At 37.2% G+C, this 22,752-nt stretch carries 18 protein-coding genes; 8 read left to right on the forward strand and 10 right to left on the reverse strand.

Annotation, left to right across the window (positions count from 1 at the left end; translation table 11 throughout):
- Positions 1 to 88 precede the first annotated feature (88 nt).
- The 5 genes from ACLHG9_RS06730 to ACLHG9_RS06750 all read left to right on the forward strand — a co-directional run bounded on the left by ACLHG9_RS06730 (position 89) and on the right by ACLHG9_RS06750 (position 6,684).
- Positions 89 to 1,138 (forward strand): DNA topoisomerase IB, encoded by a 1,050-nt coding sequence (locus ACLHG9_RS06730; RefSeq protein WP_410220729.1) that lies wholly within the window; start codon positions 89 to 91, stop codon positions 1,136 to 1,138.
- An 823-nt stretch (positions 1,139 to 1,961) separates the two neighbouring features.
- The gene (locus tag ACLHG9_RS06735) at positions 1,962 to 3,005 is read left to right on the forward strand and encodes a ComEC/Rec2 family competence protein (protein ID WP_410220730.1); all 1,044 of its coding nucleotides are present in this window, start codon (positions 1,962 to 1,964) and stop codon (positions 3,003 to 3,005) included.
- A gap of 4 nt (positions 3,006 to 3,009) precedes the next feature.
- Positions 3,010 to 4,104 carry a hypothetical protein gene (locus ACLHG9_RS06740; RefSeq protein WP_410220731.1) on the forward strand — a complete coding sequence of 365 codons (1,095 nt, stop codon included), beginning with the start codon at positions 3,010 to 3,012 and terminating at the stop codon, positions 4,102 to 4,104.
- The gene (locus ACLHG9_RS06745; RefSeq protein ID WP_410220732.1) at positions 4,097 to 4,552 is read left to right on the forward strand and encodes a hypothetical protein; all 456 of its coding nucleotides are present in this window, start codon (positions 4,097 to 4,099) and stop codon (positions 4,550 to 4,552) included. The genes ACLHG9_RS06740 and ACLHG9_RS06745 overlap by 8 nt, the downstream gene beginning before the upstream one ends.
- A 5-nt stretch (positions 4,553 to 4,557) precedes the next feature.
- A complete protein-coding gene (locus ACLHG9_RS06750) occupies positions 4,558 to 6,684 on the forward strand; it encodes an AAA family ATPase (protein ID WP_410220733.1) in 2,127 nt (708 codons plus the stop codon).
- 346 nt (positions 6,685 to 7,030) lie between these two features.
- Here ACLHG9_RS06750 and ACLHG9_RS06755 read toward each other — a convergent pair whose 3' ends face one another.
- The 10 genes from ACLHG9_RS06755 to ACLHG9_RS06800 all read right to left on the reverse strand — a co-directional run bounded on the left by ACLHG9_RS06755 (position 7,031) and on the right by ACLHG9_RS06800 (position 13,695).
- Positions 7,031 to 7,294 (reverse strand): hypothetical protein, encoded by a 264-nt coding sequence (locus tag ACLHG9_RS06755; RefSeq protein WP_410220734.1) that lies wholly within the window; start codon positions 7,292 to 7,294, stop codon positions 7,031 to 7,033.
- A 340-nt stretch (positions 7,295 to 7,634) separates the two neighbouring features.
- Positions 7,635 to 8,138: an RNA polymerase sigma factor gene (locus tag ACLHG9_RS06760; protein WP_410220735.1), complete on the reverse strand. Its 504-nt coding sequence runs from the start codon at positions 8,136 to 8,138 to the stop codon at positions 7,635 to 7,637.
- A 178-nt stretch (positions 8,139 to 8,316) separates the two neighbouring features.
- Positions 8,317 to 8,724 carry a DUF1573 domain-containing protein gene (locus ACLHG9_RS06765; RefSeq protein WP_410220736.1) on the reverse strand — a complete coding sequence of 136 codons (408 nt, stop codon included), beginning with the start codon at positions 8,722 to 8,724 and terminating at the stop codon, positions 8,317 to 8,319.
- A gap of 27 nt (positions 8,725 to 8,751) precedes the next feature.
- On the reverse strand, positions 8,752 to 9,423 hold the full coding sequence (locus ACLHG9_RS06770) for a bacteriocin fulvocin C-related protein (RefSeq protein ID WP_410220737.1): 672 nt from the start codon (positions 9,421 to 9,423) through the stop codon (positions 8,752 to 8,754).
- A 10-nt stretch (positions 9,424 to 9,433) separates the two neighbouring features.
- Complete coding sequence (locus ACLHG9_RS06775; protein ID WP_410220738.1) at positions 9,434 to 10,084, reverse strand: bacteriocin fulvocin C-related protein; 651 nt, start codon at positions 10,082 to 10,084, stop codon at positions 9,434 to 9,436.
- A gap of 63 nt (positions 10,085 to 10,147) precedes the next feature.
- Positions 10,148 to 10,720: a YIP1 family protein gene (locus tag ACLHG9_RS06780; protein WP_410220739.1), complete on the reverse strand. Its 573-nt coding sequence runs from the start codon at positions 10,718 to 10,720 to the stop codon at positions 10,148 to 10,150.
- A gap of 283 nt (positions 10,721 to 11,003) precedes the next feature.
- On the reverse strand, positions 11,004 to 11,315 hold the full coding sequence (locus ACLHG9_RS06785) for a hypothetical protein (protein WP_410220740.1): 312 nt from the start codon (positions 11,313 to 11,315) through the stop codon (positions 11,004 to 11,006).
- A gap of 10 nt (positions 11,316 to 11,325) precedes the next feature.
- Entirely contained in the window at positions 11,326 to 11,703 is a 378-nt protein-coding gene (locus ACLHG9_RS06790) for a hypothetical protein (protein ID WP_410220741.1), read from the reverse strand.
- Between the two features lie 68 nt (positions 11,704 to 11,771).
- Positions 11,772 to 12,590, reverse strand: a complete 819-nt coding sequence (locus ACLHG9_RS06795; protein ID WP_410220742.1) for a hypothetical protein — start codon at positions 12,588 to 12,590, stop codon at positions 11,772 to 11,774.
- A gap of 61 nt (positions 12,591 to 12,651) precedes the next feature.
- On the reverse strand, positions 12,652 to 13,695 hold the full coding sequence (locus ACLHG9_RS06800; protein ID WP_410220743.1) for a DUF932 domain-containing protein: 1,044 nt from the start codon (positions 13,693 to 13,695) through the stop codon (positions 12,652 to 12,654).
- 498 nt (positions 13,696 to 14,193) lie between these two features.
- Here ACLHG9_RS06800 and ACLHG9_RS06805 point away from each other — a divergent pair, with 498 nt between their 5' ends.
- The 3 genes from ACLHG9_RS06805 (at position 14,194) to ACLHG9_RS06815 (ending at position 22,725) form a co-directional block, all read left to right on the forward strand.
- Positions 14,194 to 15,786 (forward strand): T9SS type A sorting domain-containing protein, encoded by a 1,593-nt coding sequence (locus tag ACLHG9_RS06805; RefSeq protein ID WP_410220744.1) that lies wholly within the window; start codon positions 14,194 to 14,196, stop codon positions 15,784 to 15,786.
- Positions 15,787 to 16,112: 326 nt separating this feature from the next.
- Entirely contained in the window at positions 16,113 to 19,172 is a 3,060-nt protein-coding gene (locus ACLHG9_RS06810; RefSeq protein ID WP_410220745.1) for a hypothetical protein, read from the forward strand.
- Positions 19,173 to 19,182: 10 nt separating this feature from the next.
- Positions 19,183 to 22,725, forward strand: coding sequence for a DUF6443 domain-containing protein (locus ACLHG9_RS06815; RefSeq protein ID WP_410220746.1), 3,543 nt, complete (start codon positions 19,183 to 19,185; stop codon positions 22,723 to 22,725).
- Positions 22,726 to 22,752 lie beyond the last annotated feature (27 nt).

The raw sequence follows: 22,752 nt of genomic DNA on the forward strand, positions 1-22,752 counted from the left end.
TCCTTAGTTCATTGTAATTATAAAAAACAGGAATTACAGAGCGCATTACCCAAACTATTTTTTTTGCCTTTTGTTGTTGTAAAAAGCTATGGTAAGTACAACTGAGATCATCAACGATAGTCATTTAGTTTTTGTAAGTCCACATAAAGAAGGGATTTATCGCAAAGGCTTATCAGGAAAATTTAGTTATGAAGACAGCGATGGTAATAAGATCACAGATAGATCTACCTTAGAGCGTATCCAAAAACTTGTACTGCCCCCAGCCTGGAAAGACGTGTGGATCTCTTCTAAAAAAAATGGTTATTTACAGGCAGTAGGGGTTGATACAGCAGGCAGAAAGCAATACCGCTACCATCCAGACTGGGTAAAAAGACGCGCTAACGAAAAATATTTTAGATTGCTGGACTTTGGTAAGGCTCTCCCTAATTTAAGAAAACAAGTAGAAAAAGATCTGCGACGCAAGAATTTAGATGAAAGAAAAGTACTTGCTATTTGTGTTAAGGTGCTACAGGAAACATTAATCAGAATTGGAAGTCCAGCCTACGAAAAAAATTATAATAGTTACGGGTTAAGTACTCTGAAAGACAAACATTTTAAAGAAAAAAATAAAACAGCATTCTTATGTTTTGTGGGGAAAAAAGGAGTAAAGCAAGAGATAAAGCTCACAGATAAACGCCTGACCAAACTTTTGAAAAAATGCAGGGATATACCCGGTCAGGAATTGTTTCAGTTCTATACTAACGAGAACGAAAGGAAAACAATAGATTCTGGAATGATTAATCAGTACATACGTGAAATTACGAATGACTATTTTACGGCAAAAGACTTTAGAACCTGGGGCGGAACTTTAGAAGCTATGCGGCAATTAGCCATATGTAGCAGAGAAAACCCGGAAATCTCAACAAAGAAATTAGTGGTTAATGCTTTAGATTGTGTAGCTGCAAAATTAGGAAATACCAGAGCTGTTTGTAAGAGTGCTTATGTATATCCAGTTTTGTTGGAGGCTTTTGAACGTGGTGATTTACAGCGTTATTTAAAACGGATTAGTCTTACAAAAGAAGATGAAAAGAAAGCTTTGAAAAACGATGAGGCTGTTTTGATCCAATTCTTAAAACTTATAAAAAGAAAGAATATATAAACGGTTTAATTTATATATGCGTGTTAGCATGGACAAAAGAAAAAAACTACTCATAAAATATTGCAGGTACAATAATATTGAAATTAAAGCTTCTCCTGTAAGAGAATATACTATATTTTGAGGTCTGTGCTAAAAAACAAAAAGCCTGCAATTATTTAATTTGCAGGCTTTATATAGTTTTTGTGATCCCGCTGGGATTCAGCGTGACCCGGCTGGGGTCACTTTATACTGTCAAAAAGCACGTTTTTCCTAGTGTTGTAAAAATGGGTAACCGAATTGGTAACCATTTTTTTTGAACTATTTAGTGCTATTTTAATGAACTTCTTTCTTTAGGTAAAGGTAAATATTATTTTAAAGATATAAAAATGGGTAGCCAAATTTGAGAATTCTAATGGATATCGCTTTTTACGTTAAATTAAATATAGGTCTAACTGTTAAAGTGTAAAGGATTTGTTTGACTTTCTGTAGTATTTTTTTTATGCAAGGTTACCCATTTTCCCCATTTTCGGTTACCCAATTGTTAAAAATGCTTACCTATTTTAAAACATCAAGAGATTAATTTTCTTGATGAAGTCACGTTTTTTAACCTTTGAGATTTCCATTATGTATCTAAATCTTCTGTAGCAAGAAGGATAGTAACTCCATTAGTTTGTTGTCCTTAACCCACCCCTTGGGGCTTTTGAGATCAAGTTGTTTCTGAAAACGAAGAGTATTGAAAATTTAGTGATTAGATGAATTATTTGGTGCTGAATATCAGTTAAAATTTTGAAATATGTTATATTAGCTGTTTTGTATTTACAACTAAATAAGCTCCATTAACTGAATGAAGAGAAATAGTACGGAATTTGGCATATTACCAGCATTTCACGGAGATTGTCTCCTCATTAAAACATTTGATAGTAATAATGAAGAGTTTATTATTCTTATCGATGGGGGTACTGCCCAAACTTTTAAATATAGTCTTAAAGCTGAGTTGAAAGATATTAATCATATTAATTTACTTATACTAACTCACATTGATTCAGATCATATAGCAGGCTTAATTAGTTTATTTAAAAGTAGTCTTATTGATAATATTATAGTTAATGAAATTTGGATGAATCATCCTGAAATTGTAGAAATTAATAGCGATGAGTTAATAAGTACAAGACAAGGAGATACCCTAAAAGACTTAATTCTCTTAAAAAAACCGGATGTAAAGCTTCTTGAAATAAGTACAAAAGACGAATCTATTTTAAGGCAGGGAGTTGAGTTAGTCATATTATCACCAACACCACAAATTAAAGATGAATTATACAGACAATGGAAATTGTCTAATTTTCCAAAAACAGATAATGATAATGTAAAAATATCCTCTCAAAAAGAGGAGTATTCTACTTCATTAGTAGATTTAAGTAAAATATCATTCTCACCGGATAAAAGTATCAATAGCGACATCTTTAATTCATCTTCCATCGCTTTTATTTTAAAATGCCTAGATATTTCTATTCTATTATTAGCTGATGCAAGACCGGAAGTTATAACAGAGAGTTTAAGATTAAATTGCTTTAGTGAAACTAAGCCGTTGGAAGTTGATTATGTTAAAATTTCACATCATGGAAGCTTAAACAATACTTCTCAAGAACTGCTTGGCTTGATTAAGTGTAATAATTTTATAATATCAACAAACGGAGGGACAGCTGATCATAAGTTTCCTTCAAGGGAAACTATTGCACGTATAATTTTTAACTCTCAAAGGAACGATGAAGACTTAAATATTTATTTCAATTACAAAATCGAAGAATTAAAAGAACGAATTGGCGATTTTATATATGATATGGATTTTAACGAAGGAAATTGGAATGCCATAAATAGAAATTGGTTTTAGAAAAATGACATATAATCTAGCAGAAAAATATTGCGTTCGAATTAAAAGCAATGGAAATACAGGTAGTGGAGTTTTATTGCCTGGAAAAGAATCATTCTATGTTTTGACGGCAGCACATTGCTTAGGAAAAACTTTACCTAACATAAGTGATATTGTTATTGAAAAACAACATGATTACACATCAGATTTTAGAGTGATAACAAGTATCGAAATTAAAGAATTTAATATCGAACATGATTTTGCACTTATAGAAATCGATTTTGATAATGAAGAAAGATTACTTTATCAATATAAATTAGGACGAGGCGTCTTATCAGAAAACGAAGTGAAATTTTGCGGATATCAAGGAGTTAGTGTTAACCAATATCGACCTTTCACGGGAAAAATTTTGTCTGTAAGTGAAGATATTGGACGTTTTAAAATCACTTTGGCAGGAGAAACTTTCGATCAAGGTGGAGAGGACGGAAATTATTTAGCTAAAGGATTATCTGGTAGTGGAGTTTTTATTTATAGACACAATTCACCATTTCTTATTGGAATACTCAATTCGGTTATTACTGATAAAGCTTGGAATGATGATATTGATTGCTGTTCGATAAAACATATTGAAAAGTACATTTCTGAATATGTGGACTTATCCGATTTTGAAAGTCTGAAAAAATGGAACGAAAATCTGGAAAGAGAACGGACTGATAGAGAGATAGAAGCTTTTAAAAAAGAGAATAGTGATTTTTTTCAAAAGCTCTATCGTAAAAATAATGTATTATATTCAGATGTATCTAAAGCTAATTCTGTGACTGCTAAACAAATAAGAAAATTCTTAGCAATGAAGGATAATATTCGAACCATTGAAAATGATTATCCGATACTTTACTCAAATTTCAAAAACATTGTAAAGAGATTTGTTGACCAAGTGGAAGATGATTACTCCAGAAATGTAACGGAGAGTAATGAAGCAATAAATTTAAAAATGGATCTTCAAAATCAATTAAAAACTCAATTCGAAGTTCTTCCAAACTTTACAAAGTTAGATTTATCTGAATATCAGATTATAGAATGGTTAGGTATATGCACTTTAAATTTTGTTAAAAATGATTAGTATACAATTAGACCAGAAGCCAACATCGGTATCTATTCGATATAATGGTTATTACAAAATTGTATTACTATTAGCTATTATTAAACATTGTGGCTACGCTAAAAAAGCTAGTTTGGAGCTTATTCACGTTGTCTTTTGGAGCCTGCGTAATGAGGTTAATTATCAAGTACTTTTGGATTTGTCAAATCAAAAAAGAAATACTTTAGTTCCCTGGACTTTCGAACATGGGATTGACGAAGTTTTAGCTTTGGGGTTTATAAATGAGTATATAGAAAAGATAATTGTGACTCAAACCCTAGAAATTAAAATAACAGAAAAAGGAACTGAAATAATTAATGCAATTAACCAATTCAAACTTTTTCAAGAAGAAATAGAGAAAATAAAAGCACTGGGTATAATACCGAAAAACAGGTTGAGTAATGCAAATAAAAACTGGAAATTAATATAACTCGTATGTTTAAGATAAATAAATTAAGAGCTGAAATTCTTACAGACAAAAGTGAAAATATAACTGATCTGTATGGTTTTGATATTTTATTTGATCAAGGTTTAAATATAATTGCCGGACCGAATTCAAGAGGGAAAACTACTATAAATACTTGTATCTATTATGCATTAGGAATGGAGGAATTGTTGGGGGCTCATAATGAAAAAGCATTAGACAAAGCTCTTAAAGAAGAATTTACAATCAAAATAAATGAGGATGGCGAAGGGATTACTTATAAGGTGATCTCATCTAAAATAATCCTAGAAATTGAAAATGAAAATAAAGAGATAGTTTGTTTAGAGAGGCATATTAGAACAAGTACGGAAGATATAAAAACATCTAATATCATTATCCATTATTCATCGTTCGAAAAGATTAATGATATAAATAATACTATTAATAAGGCGGTATTTTTTGTGAATTCTAGAGGTAATAATGAAGATTCTAATGGTTTTTACAATTGGTTAAGTCAATTTATTAATATTCAATTACCACAGGTAAGCAATAATTCTCGAAGTGATAACTATAGCCCACTTTATTTACAAACAGTCTTCTCAGCATTATTTGTAGAACAGACGAAAGGTTGGTCTGATTTTTTCGCGACAATGCCTTTTTTTGGAATTACAAAAGCAAAGGAAAAAGTAATTGAGTTTATTTTAGGGCTAAATGAAATTGTCCTATCTACAAAGAAAGATGTACTTAATAAAGAGAAGAACATAATTACCGAAGATTGGAAAAGAAAAATAAAATCCTTTTCTTATTTAGAAAAACAGACAAATTCTACAATTATTAATGTTCCAGAAGAACTTACTACAGATAAAGCTGAAATTGATAAAATTAATATTCAATTTTCTACTTCAGAGGACGAGAAAATCAATTTCAGTCAGTTCTTAAATCAAAAATTAGAAACTGTAAAGGATTTAGAGAACAGGCCAATATCAACAATAAAGGAAAACAGAGAGCAAGCTATTTTAGAATTTAACAAACAGAAAGAAGAATATTTTAAACTCAAAGATTATATTGAAAGATTTGAGAACAAATTAAGAATAGAAAAGCAACAATTTTCTAGCTTAAATAGCCAAATAATGGTTGTAGAATCTGAAATTAAAGATCATATTAACCTTCAGAAAGTTTTTAGCGAAAACATTATTAATGAGAATGGAGCAAATCAATGTCCAACTTGTTCGCAACAGGTAACGATAAACCTCATCTCTACAAAAAACATAAGAATACCTCAATTAACATTAGAAGAAAACACTAATTTCTTAAGAAGTCAAAAGAAAATAATCGAATCATCTATCGGTAGTTTAAACGAAACTATTAACGAAAAAGAAGCTCTTCTACTATATTTTAAAAATTCATTGCGCCAAAAAGAAATTTTGATCAAATCTATTTCCAAAGATTTAATCGCAGATGACAGGGCTTTTTCTGAATCTGAAGTCGTGAAAAAACTTCAACTTGAAAGAGAGATAGAAAGTTTGCGACTACTAAATGAGTCGGTTTTAGAGGTAAAGCAAGAATTGGAGGTATTGGCAAATAAATATCATAATAACAATGTGCAAATTGGAAATTTAGGTGAATCTGAAAAAGAAGATGAAGCAAAACTAGTAGCCTTCGAAACTACGTATAAAAATTATCTTTTTGATTTTGGATATGACAGTAATGAAAAGTACCAGATATGTATTAATAGAAAAGATCCTTTTAAATATTTACCAGTTTATATAAACAGAAAAGATGGCATTTTTTTGCCACAATCTATAAGAATTAATTCTTCCGCATCTGACTTCGTTAGAAATATATGGGCTTATACCTTAAGTTTGCTAAATAATGGCATCAATCATCCCGGAGTAATTATGTTTGATGAGCCCGGACAACATAGAACAAACCTTAGTAGTTTAAAAGCGTTGTTTAAAACTTCCTCAGAGATTAAAGAAAAACAAACAATAATTTTCACTTCCATTGATAAGCCTCTACATAATGAGCGAGATGAAAAAATCGATTTAGATATTCTAATAGAAGATTTAGAAACCTCTAACTATAAACTGATAAGGCTTGATAATGTTCATAAAGTAATAGGTAAACTATCCAGCTAAGTGTAATGAGAATTTCTTACAAAATCTCTAATCAAAATCTCTCACATCATTTTCTACAAACAGAATAATTAGAAACCGCTTCAGAATTAAGTATGATATAGTAAAACATAGCATTTTTTCTGAATCCATCCTTTATAGCATTTTCCTATTGTCAAGAGTGTTCAGCAATCTGCCTAAATATTTTTAGAGAAATTCTACTTTTGCGTGATTTGCTGTAATGGGGAAGGGAGTTCGTTGGAACTTTTAATGCGGTTTTTAAAGCTGTTAAGCAAGATTATAGAAGGTTAAAATATGTGTCCAAAAACCTGTTCTATACTTTGAGATGTGTTTTTGATTTAAAGAACATTTAGCTGTTATCATCGTCCATTTCCTGGAGTATCGATTTTATTTCCCGTGCGTATCTTCCATAGTATTTATCCACCCACAATAATATTGCGATTATATATATGATTACTAATGTAAGTGTAACTATAGCCAAAGCCACCACCTGTTTTTCTGTTAGAGAATCGATAGCCTGATTTTTGGATAAAAGCTTATTGTATGCAAAGAAAAGGACACAGCTTATAATATGTGGGATCAGGAGAAAAGCAAAAGCTTTGTAGCGCTCCATATTAAGTCGAAGTATAGTATATAGCTGGTTTAACGTGTTTCTGGCAGTGTCAGTAAATTGTTGGAATTGTCGGTAAAAAAGATAGAAGTTATAAAGATAATATGCTGATATTATAACTAATGTTGAGTATGATATGTAGTATAAAAAATATAACCGGTGGTCAAATTGGTATAATTGAGGAACAAAGGCCAGAAAAAAGATAGCTAGAAGTTGTGCGTAAAACTCAATCTTCATATTCCTTTGAAGTTTAGTGAAACGATGGGAAGATTTTAGCTTCTCCATTTTTTTAGGAATTGCAATTTCCTTGCTAGTATCCTGTTTCCAGTTATCTTTTATTTTATCAAAATTCATAATTATTATCTTTTAAAATTGACTGGATTTTTTCTTTGATTCTAGTAAGCTTTACGCGTGCGTTAACTTCGGTAATTCCTAAATTTTCAGCGATTTCTTTATGGGGTATATTTTCTAAGAATAAAAAGATAATTGCCTTCTCAACTGGTTTTAAATATTGAACCGCCCAATAAAAAGCTTTCATTTGTATATCTGGCGTTGGATCGTATTCATTATACTTAATATCAGGAAAATTATCGGAGAAGTGAGGTTTTATTCTTCTTTTTTCATGTTTTACATGTGTAATGGCGGTGTTAACCGCAACACGGTACATCCAAGTAGAAAATTGGCTTTCGCCCCGAAAAGAAGGAAAGGATTTCCATAACTGGAAGATGATCTCTTGTTGTAAATCTCGCTTATCTTCTTGTGTAAAAGCATATATATGTGCTATTCGATAAACAATGCCCTTATGACGTTCAAGTAGATTAATAAATGTATTTTCGATATTCTGCACTAAGGTAACGACAAGTATTGTAAAAAAAACAAGGGTTTGCTTTACAAAAACAAATATAATTTTGTTAAACTACTTTTGAAATAGCTAACGAAAGTAGATGATGCTGAGAATAAATAAGTAAGGGTTTATACGTGGTTTTTAAAAAAGATAGGCTCCAACGAAGGGAGCCTATCTCGATTTATTTCGTTACCAGTCCCTTTACGTAGAGGACATGAAAAGTAGAATCAGTATTTGCCTGTATAACTATCGATTTATTAACAATACCCTCAATAGCCTCTGTGGGTTTAAATTTTACAGTTATTGAGGCTGTTTCATTTGGAGGGATTGGTTTTTGTGAATATTCCGGTACAGTACATCCACATGAAGCTTTGGCAGATTTGATAAGTAGGGGAATAGCACCAACATTTTTTAGTTTAAAAACATGAACAACGGAGTCCGTCTGTTTTAAAGTTCCAAAGGAAAAACTTGCTTCTGCAATCTGAACTTTTGTAGTACTGTCATTTGATGCCGTGCTATTTTTTTTGATTTCGCTATTGCAGGCGGATAAAATAAAGATGAATAAGAATAATGTTGAAAGTTGTTTCATGTTCAGTTTAATTAGATTTGAAGAGATTTACGCCCTATCCTCTGGGCATGAGTTACCATCGCATTCCTGATCAAGCAAAGCTCCGCAACCATTTCCCGCAGGTTGAGTACAAGCACCACTTTTCAGGCACGTGCCCCAACTTAAATTAGGATATGGCGACAGACTCCAATGCGGACAGGTAAATCCGGAATGTAGTGCGCAAAAGCAAGAACCTCCGCCTCCATCACCTGGTGCGACTAAGTTTGTTTCCTGACCATTGGAAGTGGTATTTGTTGGTTGAATATCTTTAAGTGCAAAAACAAGATTGTAAATTTCTACATCATTAAAAACCTTACTGGCCGATTTCATCCATGTAGGGAAAAATGAGGTGAAAAATATTTCTCGTTTATCGCCTTTAACAAATACATTTAGTGCTAAATGATCTGCAAACTCTTTGATTTTCTCAATTTGCTGAGACGACCATTCGCCGGATTTTATTTTCTCATCAAAGCGGGCAATCCAAACATCGTGTCTTTCCTGCGCCGTTAAAGTTGAATAGGCTAAGCGGGTATTCTGAATATCTTGTATCGCAGTCAATCTGCTCAACAATTGTTTACCATTTGCTAATGTATCGGTAGTACTGATCTGGTCATTTTTCTGACAAGCAGAAAATAATAATGAGAGTACTGCAATGGTAAGGTAATAAACATACTTTTTCATAGTTCTTGGTTTAAGAGTTATACATAGGACAAACATTGCCATCGCAGGCGTCATCTAACAATGCGCCACATCCGCGAACTGATTCGGAGCAAGCAACTGATGATGCCTTGCTACATGGATGGTAGCTGATAAAAGGAGGTATCGAAGAATAATAAGGACAGGTATAGCTTGAGCCCAAAGCGCAAGTGCAATTTCCTCCCCCGTCGCCGGGGGCAACAAGATTAACCTGATTGGTAGTTCCGGAAGCGGTTTGATTTGCCTTCATTACCAGCAAGCTTGAAGCTTCATATTTAATGCTAAAGATCAAATCAAAAATTTGGTAATCCGACAAGATATTTTTGCACGATTCAATCCATTTGGGAAGTTGAACGGCCTTAAATATTTCCTTTTTATCTGAATTTGTAAAGTACTCCGGGGAGAGGGCATTCGCAAGCTCCCTTATCTTGCTGATCTGGATTTCATTGTATTCCCCACTGGAAATGGCAACTTCAAATCTTCCCTGCCAGAACTGGAACCTTTCGTTTCCGTTTAAACTTGAATAAGCCACCTTTCGGGCTTCCAGATTACTTACATTAGTGACGGAAGTAAAGGTTTTTAAGGATGGTCGTTGAATGGGTTCTGTGCTTACTTTTTCCTTCGTACAGGATAAAAGGCACCCCACCAGTGCTGCTAAGACTAGCAGTCTGCTAAAAGTGTTAATTTTCATATTAAAGATTTAGTTAGTTTAGATGAAGAATGTAAGTGAGAACAATACTAAATAGAAAATAAAAAAAGGAAGAATAATACCAGCGATGGATTTGGCAATGGAGAGTTTGTGGGTAAAAACGGCACCATTCACCAGGATATAAAACGACCATATCCCCAGTGCTATGTTGATATAGGTAAAAATGTTTTTTGCGGTTCCTCCATTTATAAAATCGCTTCCGGCAAAGACAATTAATGTGATGTACAAAGCGATACTAAAAATTCCAGGAGCGAACGCCCAAGCGCTTATTATTTTGGTGTCCTCATAAGTTCCTTTTCCACCGAAGAAATTAAGCGATTTATAAATGATCTGAGCAAACAGATAAAAGAAAAGCCAGCCAATAGTAACTGAAAGAAAAATCTGTGCTATCAGGGATGACCATACGGTAGTATCTCTGCCATAGGATAGCGTGACTGATATTGCTTGCCAGATGCAACCAATCAGGATTAGTGAATTAATGCTTTTTTTTCCCTGAAAAGAAAAAATTTCCTTAAAAGCCAGTACTGGCTTAATCAAAATAGAATAGAAAGATTTTGTGGTTAGAGCATTCATTAGGATAGGTTAATGTAAAACGTTACCTAAATATAGAGGTATTAAATTAAAAACAAGAAAAAAGTTAAAATTTTGTCATTTTGATAAAAATATATTTATAGAAATCTACAGAGTAAATGAGATCGTGCTTATGTCCTCTTTGTTTTACGCAAACCTTAAAAAGGCGTTTCTTTTGCTTCTTTTCTTTTAAAAGAAAAGAAGCTAAGGCAACAGGGGGGCTTACCCTGATTGCCTTAGCTTTCGGTTTAACAATTTAAGTTTCTAATAATTTTAAATTGTTTAATTATTTCTCTTTTTGTCGTAATAATCCTAATAGAGCAATCATACCCCAATGATCGATTTCATTATCTGACATCAGGTCGCAGAAGTATTTTGTTGTCGTATCGGCAAAAGAAGTATCGACTATGATTTTCTCATTGTCTAGCCTAATTGCATCAATGTAGGGTTGTATATCCTCGCGAAACGGGTTAAATGTAAATTCTTCGGCTGTTACAATTCGCCCCAATCGTTTTAGTTCGGCTGCTATTGCTTCTGCAACATCGTTTTCAAAGCCAATTAGCTGCTCTCTTAGTTCGTTTATTCCTTTTGTTTTCATGGCGGATCTATTAAATGTCAAGATTGAACAAGGCATTAACCAAATGGTAAAAGCTACTATTCTTACGTTCTTTTTCAGCGTATTTGGCTATACAGTCAATCGTGAAAATGGCGCAGTAGCCATCGAACAATTGATCAGAAAAGCAGCGGCTTTTTAATAGTTTCTTACCATTAGTTTTTACGGCACTATTGACGTCGTCGGCTAATGTAAACCAGAGGTCAACTGTAATTAAATTGGTTTCCCAATTTTCCCGTATTTCTTCTTCATTCTCTTTCAGGTTTTCGTAAGTGCTTCGTATGTAGTTTATAACACCCAATAGCTCGTTAGGAAAAAGGTCGGCTAACAGCTTACCTTTCTCAACATTGTTCATGTGGATTAAAGTTTTCATTTTGTCTTTCTTTAGGTTGTTAAAAGGCAGCCGCCGTTAGTGACGGCTACCACTGATTTTGGTTAGAATTATTGATTGTCAGGTCGGCTAAATACCAGTATCTGTTCGCTTGTACTGAAGGAACGCGATTCTGTCATTTTAAGCTGATCGAATTTTTTGAGTTTCTCGATCTGTTCCAACTTCATTGGTTGGCTCCAAAATACAGGCACAAAAAAATGGCTATCTTCAAATAGCAATCCGGTTGTTTCTGCGATTTTGTTTAACAGTTCTTCGGATAACCCCATTTTTTTGATAACTATCTCTGGCAGGTGCTCTTGGTATTCCCTGCCATTGCCATCAATTTTGGTAATGGTTTCGCTTTTTTCTTTCAGTTTCTGTTTTCTAAACCGTTCAATCTGCGGAATACCTGAGGTATCAGCTCCGCTTTTTGTTTTCCAGACACGGCATTCTATACGGGCATTTACGCCACAACCCGCGCACAGATAACCACGATGATTGAACCATATAGGCAATACGTGTTTTTCTTGGGTCAGTTCGATGTCGCTAATTTGAATACCGCTATCAAGTCCCCCCGAATATGAGATAAAACCACTTGAGCACAGATGAAAAGAACCTCCCCCACAGGTTTGGGCATATTTTTCGTGTATATGACAGAAATACACATATTGACCATCGGGTAAGAGCAGGCAATCGCCAACGATAGGCTTTTCAATATTGTATGTGTTTTGATAGGCGATGGTATAGCTTTCTAACAATAGAAAATCTATTTCTATTAACTCATCATTTACCGGACCACCATAGTATAAAACATAGTTTTGGTTATACTGATTTAGGTTCTTCAAATCAAGAATATCCCTAGTCAAATTTTTATGCTGTAAATTTTCCATGATCGTTAATTTTAAGTTTTAGTTTAGGCTACCACCATTAATGATGGTAGCCTGTTTTAGATTAGTTAAGGTTTAGGATTTCAGCGCCATTAGAGGCAAATGCGGTACATAGATCAAATGCCTTTTGTGATTTCTGCTGAGCTGTACCGCCCATGATGATACTATCCAGTTTAGCTTCGCTGTTTTTGTACTTGCGAACATTCTGATAGTATCCTGTTACGGCATTATAAGCCCCGAACAAAGTCCCTTTTGTTGTTCCCATCCGTTGGGTGTCACTTAGCATAGCATAGGAAAAGGCATCTTCAACGGTATTTTTAAACAGCGTTGAAAGTTCATCTTCGGCTCCCTTTTTCAATAGTTCAAGGCTTTCCTTGTTTGGGCAAAGTGCTAACTGAATGAGTTTTTTAACCTCGTGGTCGGTAATTTTTACCTTAGTCCAGTTGTTGAAAATATCTTCCAATTGGACACTCATTAGGTTTGCCATCCCCATTACCTTGTGCGCATTTTCTAAACGTTGTTTTGCGCCTGAAGTGTGCTTAATACGGACAACGTTAGTCATATTACGCATAGCCGCGTTTAAGGTATTCATACAAACTATGCGGATGGGAGTAAAAGCTGCGGTTATACTTCCGCTACCGTCATGGCTGGTGGTCAAGAATATGTACTTTTCGGTAACATCATCCCCATTTCCAACCCGGATGTAATCAGGTAGTTTTGCGGTAATGAATATCCGTTCTCCATTGCCCAATGCTCCTGCGGTTTCGTACATGATCCCGCTTTCTCCACCTACGATAGCATCGAAAAACTCAAAGGCTTCAAGGTTCTGTACTACGGTATAGTCTTTACCTACACTACTCCCCAAAACCTGCTCGTTATCGGTTCTGTACGTATAGAAGCTACTATCAGATTGGATGTGTATTCCACTAGGTAGAATATGCGTGTTAGGTAGTTTTGCCACTTCATAATCAAGCCCGGCAAAGCGGATTGCCTCGCTACTTGTCGGATACTCGCTTACGATCTGTCCCAGTCCGTGCCATGCTTTTTGTTGTACACTGAAAAAAGAATAAAGTCCAGTTTCTCTGTTGTAATTTAGGTTGTGTGCCATGATAAAAAGAATTAGGTTAATACTTGTTTAATTGTTGCTTTTCTTTTTTTTCAACCGCCTGCTCGAAAGCTGCTTCTCAAAAGAAAAAACGGAAAAAAAGAAAGTCTTTCCTCCAGCGTGTGGGTTCGGGAATGGCGGGCTATAAGTCCCCCTTGTGGGGTGGGATTGTGCGCAATCCCATTATGCGACCGCTTTCCCGACACACGCTAATTTTACTTTCCTTTTTGTCCTTTTTCGCATTGACGAAGTAGAGTAGGAGGTTTAGCTTCTTTCGCAGCGATTTTGTGGTAAACTGTGACTAATTTTTTTTCTTACAGGTTTTAAAATGCCTTACACATTGTCCGTATTAACCCTTAATCAAAATGATAAAGTGTGTGATTTATACATAAAAAATGCTTTTCAAAAAGGGGAAAAACACCCTTTTTTTAGTCAATATTTGCTTTGTATGAGGCGTTTGGTATATGTTTGGAGTTCATAAACTCTCAAAAAGCATTTATCATGTCTTACTCATTTATGTTCAGGTTTTATAGCCTGTCCCTGCTATTGGCATGCCCCTTTTTAGGATTTTCCCAAGATATACAATGGGAAAAATCCTATGGCGGAAAACATGCTGAATTTTTAGCAGATGCTCTGCCTACACCCGACTATGGGTTTTTACTGGCAGGCAGTTCCTTATCCGAGAAAAACGGAAACAAAGAAATGGTTTCAAGCGGTAATTTCGATTACTGGCTTTGGAAGATGGATGAACACGGATCGGCCGAATGGCAAAAAAGCTATGGCGGCTCCGGTATGGATTTTCTACAAAGTGTACAACTCACAACCGACGGCGGTTTTATTCTGGCCGGAGTATCGGATTCCCCGAAAAGTGCCGGAAAAAAAGACGACTCCAAAGGGCATGACGATTTCTGGATTGTAAAACTCGACGCCAAAGGAGCCGAACAATGGCAACGTACCATTGGCGGTAATGGTCAGGAGCAACTGGCTTGTATCCGTCGTACCAAAGATGGCGGTTATATTGTAGGCGGTTCGTCCGCATCGGGAAAAACCGGAGACAAAACGGAAGCGAACTTTGGCAATCTGGATTACTGGGTAGTCAAATTGAGTGCTGAAGGTACGATCGAATGGCAAAAAACCTACGGCGGAAAACACCTGGATCAACTTAAAACGGTAGAGCAAACCTCGGATGGCGGCTATATCATTGGGGGGTATTCCAATTCACCCGCTTCAGGTAACAAGCTTAATGATAACATCGGTGCGGGTGATTACTGGATCCTTAAAACCGACAAACAGGGAGCAATCGAATGGCAACGTACCATAGGTGGTGATGGTGATGATAACCTGACGGCACTGATCCAATGTAAAACCGGTGGCTATTTATTGGGCGGAAGTTCCAACTCCAACCCGTCGAACGATAAAAGTAAGGCCAATGGTAAAGGAACTGACTTCTGGGTAGTACGTTTGGACACCGACGGGCAAACCATCTGGCAGGAAACTTATAATTATGGTAAAACCGACCTGTTAACTTCGATTATTGAGAATGACGATCATACCTTTTTGATTGGTGGGTATGCCCATACGGAAGTCGGCGAAGGCAAAAAAGATAAAAAAGACATCAACGACTATATTGCGGTAAAAATCAACGATAAAGGCGAAGAAGTATGGAGTAAAACCGTAGGAAGTGATGGTGAAGACATCTTAGGCCGCTTGATTGAAACCCGCGATGGCGGTTATTTACTGGCAGGAACCTCCAAAGGAAAACCCTCGCGTGATAAAAACGGCGGCAATGGTGGTAGCGATTTTTGGGTGGTAAAACTCAAAGACCGTTATAAAAAAGAACTGGACAAACCGGCCATTGAAGCCCTTCCGAACCCGGCACAACAATTCACGAACATCATTGTGGGTTACGATTTCCAAACGGGAACGGCCTCCGTATTTGACCTTTCCGGCCGACAACTGCAACAGTTTTCGATCGACAGTCGCACCGTACCGGTAGACTTAAGTCCGTACCCGGAAGGTATCTATATCGTGGAAATTCGTACCAACGTACAACACAACTCGGTAAAAGTCATTAAGGGTATCCAACCTAAATAAGAAATCACATGAAAAAAATACTACTCACCTTACTGCTTTTAGGGCTTTATGGGACAACTATGGCTCAGGAAACACCTCCACCAAGCCCTACTGCAATGGTCGTACCCGAGGTTACCAAACCTTCGGTGGACGCCTTTGCCTTAACCAAATTCGGGGATATCCCGATTAATGAATACACCGGGATGGTCAATGCTTCGATTCCGCTGTATACCCTGCAATCCGGGCATCTGTCTTTACCGATAACTTTAAATTATAATGCTGCGGGTGTTAAAGTAAGCCAACCGGCCACCTGGACGGGAATTAACTGGACACTTAGTGCCGGAGGGGTGATCACCCGAACGGTAAACGATAAACCCGATGAAGCCGATTATCTGGAAGGAAGGCTGACGGCCGAAATGATTGATCCGGCCGGTTTGTATAACGGTTCCTCTCATGCCATATGGTTAAACCGGATTTTTGCGAAGCTACGCAGGATATGGGATGTGAAGCCTGATCAGTTTTATTTTAATTTTCCGGGCTATTCCGGTAGCTTCTTCTTTGATGTGGATTTTGTGCCACGTCTGACTAAAGCGGATAGCAACCTTAAAATTGAAATAATGGGAAGTGATCCCGATAATAAGATTCGTTTCCGCCAGTCGCAGGAATTTCGTCTGATCACCCCGGAAGGCATCAAATATTATTTTGGAGGTGCTACTGCCACCGAAACCACCTTTGTTGGGACGCGTATGGATAACCCCTATGTGCCAACGGCCTATTATCTGACCCGAATTGATCATCCGGAAAGTGGAACCATTATGTTGGAATACGACTCGGATTCGGTAAACAAAACGATCCGTATGGATCAGGTGGAAAGCCTGACTGTTAAAGTGTATGAATTCGATACCAGTACCCGCGACTGTGTTCGACCGCCAACGGTTGAACAGGATCATACTACCACCGTTAATAATACGATTACCGCTAATGGAAAGACTTTAACCAAGATAAAAGGAGCTGGCTCCGAAATTACGTTTAACAGTACCAATGGTTCTTCATTACATTATCGAAAAGTGTTAAACAGTATTGAGATCAAACAGGGAGCCACAGTGGTCAATACGATCAACTTAACCTATCTGTTTCCGGGTTTACCAACCTTTTCAGAGCGTTTTTTTCTGACCAAAGTCGAGTTCAATAAAAACAATAACTATGGCCACGGACGTAAATACGAACAATATACTATGGAATACGATGATCCGTTAGCATTACCAACCCGGACGAGTTCGGCGCGCGATGCATTAGGATATTATAACGGTAAAACGTTTAATTCGACAGCCTTGCCACAAAACAACGATTTGTACTTCCATAATTACTATCCGAATCTGGCCGATAGAAGTTCCGATTTTGCCAGCGCGGTAAAAGGAGCACTAAAGAAAATTATTTATCCGACCGGAGGGTATTCGGAATTTGAATACGAAATGGAAAAATCCAAAGACTATGTTACGGATGGCCTTACAATGGATATCTGGCGTAACAATACCGCGAGAAACCCGGTAAACAAAACATCGGTAAACGGTGCTATTACAGGAGATTTATACCAAAATCCAGATGGAACCTTTGGCTTTACCGGTGCTTTTGAAAACCAGACGATTAAAGGGATTATCAATGTCCTTTCGACTAGTCAGATGGGACATACCGATGTTATTGTGTTGAAAATTTCGGATTTGTCTGCAAACACTATACAAGAGATTACCTTCCGAATGCCGGATGGCAATCAGGAGATTGGAACCGGTAGGTATGATTTTTCAAAGGAATTTACTTTTGATATTGTAAAAGACCATCAATATGCTTTTCAGTTATATAACAACTACCAGTTATCCACGACTCAGTTTGATGCCCAACTTTATTTTACCTATCGCAAAGGAACCAAACTAATAGACGACGGAAAGTTACGGGTTAAGCGTACAACGGATTATACAGCCGCAAGTGAGCAGGCTTTTGTAAAACGGTACTACTATACTTCCATGGAAGATTATTTTAAAAACCCATTGGATTTGGTAACCTTTAAAAAGAACCACGAGTATATTACCGATTGGCAATTGACCAAATGTTGTAATGGAGGTGGCGAAGCGCCACTGGAACAAAAGCAACAGTTTGAGATCAACTTTAGAACGTTTTCGTCCAATCCGCTTACCCCAATTAGCGAACTGGAGCGTAACTACGAGCACGTACTGATCAGCTATGGTGGCGATAACTTTGAACTGGGTGGAAAATACAAACGCTTTAATAACTCCGTTCTGGGAATCAATCAGGATATATGGCCGATACATCAGAGTGTTTTTCAACAGGAACGCGCCAGCTATAAAGGAAATGCCGGGGATATTTACCAGGGCACCTTACTGGAAGAGATTGACCTGACAAAACGCGGCAGCATCTTGTATAAGGTTCGCCAAAAAAACTGGCAATACCGTTATGAAGATCAGGCGAACATCACTGGTGTTATCGGAGGATATGCCTACTTTAACTGTTTGTTCAAACAAAGTGGAATTACCAACTTTGACCTTCGTAAATACCAACTGTTATCTCGAAAAGTACAGTTAGTCAAAGAGAAAGCCTATGACTTTACCACACCGGTATTGTATACAGTGAATCCTGACAATACCCAGGATGCTTATTTGTCCACTACAACTGACTATTGGTATGATGGGCTGATCGGTTTACCGACCATGATTGTAACCACCACAAGTGAAGACGGGATGGTAAGCCGCGTGCATTACACGTATGCCGATCAGACCAATTTGGTACCAGATGCTACACCTGCACAGATCGCAGCCCTGAACAAATTAGTTGAATTAAATAAAGTATCGGAGCCGATTACGGTTCGAACTTTCTACGGACTTGCTAATGGAATTCCGCCATTGACCGGAACCAAAATAACGTATTATAAAAGCTGGAACAACAATCCGAACCGGATTTTACCGGAGCTAGTGCGTTTTTCAAAGGGAAGCGGCGCTTTGGAAGACCGTATCCTGATCGAAAAATACGATGCGTATGGAAACATGGTGCAAGTACGGCTTAAGGATGGTGCCCCTACCTATTACCAATACAACAGTCGTAATCAGGTAACGCTTACAATTGAAAACTATGCCCCAGCTGATCCCGTTGACGGAAATGAGGAAGTGACGCTACCGGAACCAATACCGGGAGGTCCTTGTACCATAAGTCAAACCTTTCCCGGGTCTATTGTGACGTATTATTACTATGATGCTACGACCTTTTTATTAACGCGAACACTGGACACCAATTGTCGGAATACGTATTATGAGTATGATAGTCTAATGCGTTTAAAACGCATAAAAGACCATGACGGCAATACTATCGAAGAGTACGACAACAATTACCGAACCAACTAAAACCAGCAGTATGAAAAAATTACTTATAGCCTTGATGTGTGCGCCGGTTTTAATGGTGGCACAAACCAATACGCAAAACTGGACTAAGAAAACCACCTATCGGGAAATCAATAGCGGCCGACCGGCTTCGACCGTGACCTACTACGATGGTTTAGGTCGACCAGTACAGCAAAATAGAAACAAACAATCCGGATCTGGAAAAGATCTGATCACCCATATCGAATACGATTTAGGGCGTCAGTTAAAAGAATACCTGCCGTATCCGGCCACGACCAACGATATGAGTTACCAGACTGGAGCGCAGTCGGCCACTTTAAGTTATTCGCAATACAGCGGACAATATCCGTTTAGCGAAAAAATAGTAGAACTCTCGCCATTGGCGCGTACCTTAAAACAAGGCGCACCAGGTACGGATTGGCAGGTCAACCCGAATGCTGATACCGACCATACCATAAAAATGGACTATCAGACCAATAGTGCCAATGAAGTCAAAAACTATTTTGCCGCAACTACCTGGGATAATGCCAATGGTGTTTACACGATACAGTTACAGGATAAGGGCTATTATGCCGCAAACCGTTTGTATAAAACAGTAACCAAGGATGAGAACTGGACTTCGGGAACCAATAATACGACCGAGGAGTTTACCGATAAAAATGGTCGTGTGGTTTTAAAGCGTACCTATAATAATGAAGCACATGATACTTATTATGTTTATGATATCTACGGAAATCTGACCTATGTCATTCCGCCATTAGTGACCAATCCGGTTTCACAGTTGGACGATTTGTGTTACCAGTATAAATACGATTCCCGTAATCGTATGGTCGAAAAGAAGCTACCGGGTAAACAATGGGAGTTTATCGTATATGATAAGATTGACCGTGTGGTGGCCACCGGGCCAGTATTATCGCCTTTTGGTGGTTCGCAAACCGGTTATTTGATCACCAAATACGATGCATTAGACAGGGCTGTTTATACCGGATGGTTACAGAGCAATGCTACACGGGCAAGCCTGCAAGGGCAATACAATACGGCCTTTAATTTATCGGAAGAACGACTTAAAGTGAATGTTACGGAAACGGTTGATAATGTTGCGATTAGTTATACCAACCGGGTAATCCCGACTAGTGGGATGAAATTACTTACTGTAAGTTATTATGATGATTATAAGTATGTAAATGCAGTTACACCGCCATCGCTTGTCGAAGGGCAAACGGTAGCTACTTCGGTAACCGGGCAACCGACCGGAAGTTGGGTACGCGTTTTAACCACTGCATCGGAAACCTTAAACGAGCAAAGCTATACCCTATACGATCCGAAATACCGTCCGATCCGTGCGTATACAACAAATCATCTGGGGGGCTATCACCGAGTGGATAGTAAGCTGGATTTTAGCGGAAAGGTGCAATATACCCAAACGTATCATAAGCTAAACAGCAGTGCAACGGAACTAAATGTAGTAGATACCTACAGTTATACTGAAGAAGATCGCTTGCTGTTACACAAGCATAAGATTAATGGCGGAGCCGAGCAATTGCTTGCTAAAAATACCTATGATGAATTAGGACAGCTTGTCTCTAAAAATGTTGGCGGAAATGATATAACCGGAGCTGTAGGATTACAAAAAGTAGATTATCGCTATAACATCCGGGGCTGGTTAACCGATATTAACAACAATGCACCACTGGGAACTGCCGAGTTCCAATTAGAAAGTGGTGATTTGTTCGGCTTTAAGATCAATTACAATCAGGTAACGGAAACTGAAACAGCTCGCATTGTTTATTCGGGATCGAGTGTAAACGGTGAAGTCAAACCGTTGTACAATGGAAATATTGCAGAAACCTATTGGTTGTCATCAACAGATAATCAAATCAGAAAGTACGGTTATAAATACGATCCTTTAAACAGACTACGAAAAGCATACTACCAAAAACCGGTCAGTAATGTTCCGGTTCCAAGGTCTTATGATGAAGAGGTTAAATATGATAAAAACGGAAACATTACAAGTTTAAAACGAAATGGAAATCTTGATAATCCATTGTTTCCTATAGAAATCGACGATCTAACCTACACCTATAATGGGAATAAACTACTTCGAGTAGAAGATGCAACCAACAATCCGGAAGGATTTAAGGATAATGGTTATGGAAACACTTATGATGATTATACCTATGATGCAAATGGTAATATGATCAAAGATGAAAATAAATCGATAACTAATATCGTCTATAATCATTTAAACTTACCTACAGAAATTATCTTCAGTGATGGAAACAAAATTATGTATCTTTACAATGCCGGAGGTGGTAAAGTACAGAAAAGTGTAGTTACGTCTGGTAATATTACATTAACGGATTACCAACAGGGCTTTCAATATGTAGCGCAGTCCTTAAAGTTTTTCCCACATGCGGAAGGTTATGTTAATGTAACCGAAAATACGTTCTTTAATTATGTATTCAATTATGTAGATAATGTTGGTAATATTCGTAGTAGCTGGGCATGGGATGATAAGGCAGGAATAGTACAGGCAATCACTGAAAATCATTTTTATCCTTTCGGAGAGCCACATAAATCCTACAATAACCAATCTTACGTTTTTGTACCTAGTGAAAGTGGTCCTTCGTATTATCGTGCTGAATTGGTTCAGGAGGGTACAAGGACGCCAACCAATTTCTATAAATATAAGCACCATGGTAAAGAGTTACAGGATGATTTAGGTATTAATATTTATGACTTTGGTGCTAGGAATTATGAGCCAGCAATTGGTCGATGGATGAACATTGATCCACTTGCAGAGCAAGGTCGTAGATGGTCTCCTTACTCGTACGCTTTTAACAATCCTGTTTATTTTGTAGACCCAGATGGAATGTGGCCTTATCCTGCATGGATGGGTAAAGTCCAACGTTTTGTAAACGGATTTACCAATACTATATCCGGTATGGGTAGGGCATTAGCCAATGACTTACGATTAGGTCCTACAGGTAAATTGTTTGATGTAGCTAACAGAGTTGGAGTAAGTACATATACAGGTGGCGTAAAAGGCGGTGCGAGAGCTATGCTCAATGAGTCTGGCTTGCCAGGTATTGCGAGCACGGTTAAAAATGCGGCCAAGGGTGATATGGAGGCTATTGGTAGTTTAACAGCAGTTGTTGCAGTATCTGCTGCGACGGCTAAAATGGCGGTTAAACCAGGATCACCAAGAGCAACTGCAATTGCAACAGTAGAAACTAGCGAAGTATCCTCTTTAAAAGCTCCGATAACTAATGAAATTTATAAACGTCCGAGCAATGCGACAACAGTGAAACAGAGGGAGTACGTGCAGGGAAAAGCATGTGTTGATTGTGGAGAAACGACGATTCCAATGGTTGCCGATCATAAGCTTCCATTAGTGAAAGAACATTATGAAACAGGTGGTATTGATTTAGACCACATGCGGTCGTTAGATGCAGTTCAGCCTCAATGCACTACATGTTCAGCACAACAAGGAGCGCAAATGAGTAAGTATTCGAAAGAAATGAAGGCAATAATTCAAGAAAGAACAAGTAAATAATATTATTTATTTTAACGTATAAAAGTT

Origin of the sequence: Pedobacter sp., from assembly GCF_046462515.1 — a bacterium.
Classification (GTDB): Bacteria; Bacteroidota; Bacteroidia; order Sphingobacteriales; family Sphingobacteriaceae; genus Pedobacter.